The following is a 2,751-nucleotide window of genomic DNA, read 5'->3' on the forward strand; positions in this document are numbered from 1 at the left end:
TCCGGCGCGCTTCCCCGCATCGTGAAGCTGTGCAAGCCCGAAAAGATCTTCTGCTCTGCCATGGGCTACAAGTCCATGACCAACATCTATAATACCGAGGGATGGCCCATTGAAGTCGTCAAGGACGGTCAGCGCCTGAACATCGGCAAGCGCAACGTCACCTTCCTTGAAACCCGCATGCTGCACTGGCCCGACAGCATGGTGTCCTACCTTGAAGAAGACAAGGTGCTCTTCAGCAACGACGCCTTCGGCCACAACCTCGCCACCTCCTACCGCTTCGCCGACGAGTGCGACCGCACCACGCTTTATGAATCCATGAAGCGCTACTACTACAACATCGTGCTGCCCTACTCGCCCCAGGTGCTCAAGACCCTGAAGCGCGTGACCGATCTCGGCCTGCAGTTCGACGTCATCGCCCCCGACCACGGCCTTATCTACCGCACGCCCGAGGACGTGAAGTTCGTCATTGAGTCCTATCAGGCCTTTGCCGAACAGAAGCCCAAGAAGCGCGCCGTCATCGCCTACGAAAGCATGTGGAACGGCACCGCCAAGATGGCCGAAGCCGTGGCCGACGGTCTGGACGCCGAAAACGTGCCCTACGTTCTCATCAACCTGCAGACCTGCCACTGCAGCGACGTGATGACCGAGCTTGCCGACAGCGGCGCGCTCATTCTCGGTTCCGCCACGCGCAACAACATGCCCATGGTGAACATGATGGCCTGCCTCGCCCATGTGAAGGGCCTGCGTCCTCAGAATCTCGTGGGCGCCACCTTCGGCACCTACGGATGGTCCGGCGAAGCCCCCAAGATGATGGCCGACGCTCTGGCCGACATGAAGGTGGAACTCGTGGGCGAACCGCTCAAGTGCTATTTCAACCCCAAGAAGGAAGACCTTGAAAAGTGCCGCGAACTCGGCGTTGCCGTGGCCCGCGCACTCAAGGAAAAGTGCGGAGCCTAACCGCCTGAAACATCAAGTGCCCGGACTGCCGCACCATGTGCGGCGGCCCGGGCTTCATGGCCTATTACGGCAGAGACTCGTCCTTCCGCGTCGCCGACGAGCACCAAGGAGTTCATCATGGATCTCATCCTCCTCTCCCGCCTCCAGTTTGCCATGACCGTCTTTTTCCACTTTATCTTCGTGCCTCTCACTCTCGGTCTTTCCGTGCTGCTCGCCATCATGGAAACCATGTATGTGCGCACCGGCGATGAAGACTACAAGAGGATGGTCAAATTCTGGGGCAAACTCTTCCTCATCAACTTCGTACTGGGCGTGGTGACGGGCATCACGCTTGAATTCCAGTTCGGCACGAACTGGTCCCGCTACTCCGCCTACGTAGGCGACATCTTCGGCTCTCTGCTGGCCATTGAAGCCACGGTGGCCTTCTTCCTCGAATCCACGTTCGTTGCCGTGTGGACCTTCGGCTGGGAACGCGTGAGCAGGAAGGTGCACTGCTTCGCCATCTGGATGGTGGCCATTGCCGGCAACATTTCCGCGCTGTGGATCATCCTTGCCAACGGCTTCATGCAGCATCCCGTGGGCTACGTCCTGCGCAACGGACGCGCGGAACTCGACGACTTTTTCGCCGTGGTCACCAATCCCTACGCCTGGGGCGAATATTTCCACACCGTCTCCTCGGCGTGGATGCTGGGCGGCTTCTTTGTGCTCGGCGTGGCCGCATGGCATCTCGCCCGCAAAAATGAAACCTCCCTGTTCACCAAGGCCGTGCGCATTGCCGCGCCCTTCACCCTCGTCATGGCTCTGCTCGTCGGCCTCGCCGGTCATCATCAGGGCATGAACGTGGCCGAATATCAGCCCGCCAAGATGGCCGCCATGGAATCGCACTGGACCACGCAGACCAGAGCCCCCATGTACCTTCTCGCCTGGCCTGATCAGGAAAACGGCAAGAATCTTGTGGAAGCGCTGCCCATTCCCGGCCTCATGAGCTTCATCGCCTTCAACGACATCAACGCCGAAGTGAAGGGCCTCAGCGACTTCCCCAAGGAAGACATTCCGCCTGTACTGCCGACCTTCCTGTCGTTCCGCATCATGGTGGGCCTCGGCTGCCTCTTCATTCTGGTGGCCGCCTGGGCCTGGTGGCGTCGCAAGGATCTTGCCGCAGACACCCGTCTTGCCAAAATCCTGCCCTGGATGATCCCCCTGCCCTACATCACCATCATGCTCGGCTGGACCGTGGCCGAAGTGGGCCGCCAGCCCTGGATCGTCTACAACCTCATGCGCACCTCGGACGCCGTGTCCCCCGTGCCCACGAGTTCCGTGCTCATTTCCGTCATAGCCTTCCTGGTCATCTACACGCTGCTCGGACTCATCGACATCTGGCTGCTGTATTCCAACTCCCGCAAGGGGCCCGAACCTGTCAAAGCCGCTGAGGAGGCGTAACATGGAAACGATATGGTTCTTCCTCTGGACGCTTTTGTGGGCCGTGTACTTCATCCTTGACGGCTTCGACCTCGGCATGGGCACGCTCATGCCCTTCGTGGCCGCCAACGACCATGAACGCCGCGTCATCTACAACGCGCAGGGCCCCTACTGGGACGGCAATGAAGTATGGCTCATCACCGCCGGCGGCGTGACCTTCGCCGCCTTCCCCAACGCCTACGCCGTCATGTTCAGCGCCCTGTACGCTCCGCTGCTCATCCTGCTGTTCTGCCTCATCTTCCGTGCCGTGGCCTTTGAATTCCGCGGCAAGGGCGATTCCTGCACCTGGATCTTCAGCTGGGACGTGTGCATGAC

3 protein-coding genes are annotated in these 2,751 nt (G+C 60.2%); all 3 read left to right on the plus strand.

Annotated features, from left to right (window positions below; translation table 11 throughout):
- Positions 1-957 (plus strand): flavodoxin domain-containing protein (locus tag Q0J81_RS10985; protein ID WP_294447884.1); only part of this gene is annotated, 957 nt, incomplete at its 5' end.
- 117 nt (positions 958-1,074) lie between these two features.
- Positions 1,075-2,397: a cytochrome ubiquinol oxidase subunit I gene (locus tag Q0J81_RS10990; RefSeq protein WP_294447886.1), complete on the plus strand. Its 1,323-nt coding sequence runs from the start codon at positions 1,075-1,077 to the stop codon at positions 2,395-2,397.
- A 1-nt stretch (position 2,398) separates the two neighbouring features.
- A partial coding sequence (gene cydB, locus Q0J81_RS10995; protein ID WP_294447887.1) for a cytochrome d ubiquinol oxidase subunit II occupies positions 2,399-2,751 on the plus strand: 353 nt, incomplete at its 3' end.

Origin of the sequence: uncultured Mailhella sp., assembly GCF_944324575.1 — a bacterium.
In the GTDB taxonomy this organism is placed as follows: domain Bacteria; phylum Desulfobacterota; class Desulfovibrionia; order Desulfovibrionales; family Desulfovibrionaceae; genus Mailhella.

Excerpts from the sequence above, each read along its gene's own strand:
- Q0J81_RS10990 (WP_294447886.1), top strand. The coding sequence starts at position 1,075 with ATGGATCTCATCCTCCTCTCCCGCCTCCAGTTTGCCATGACCGTCTTT.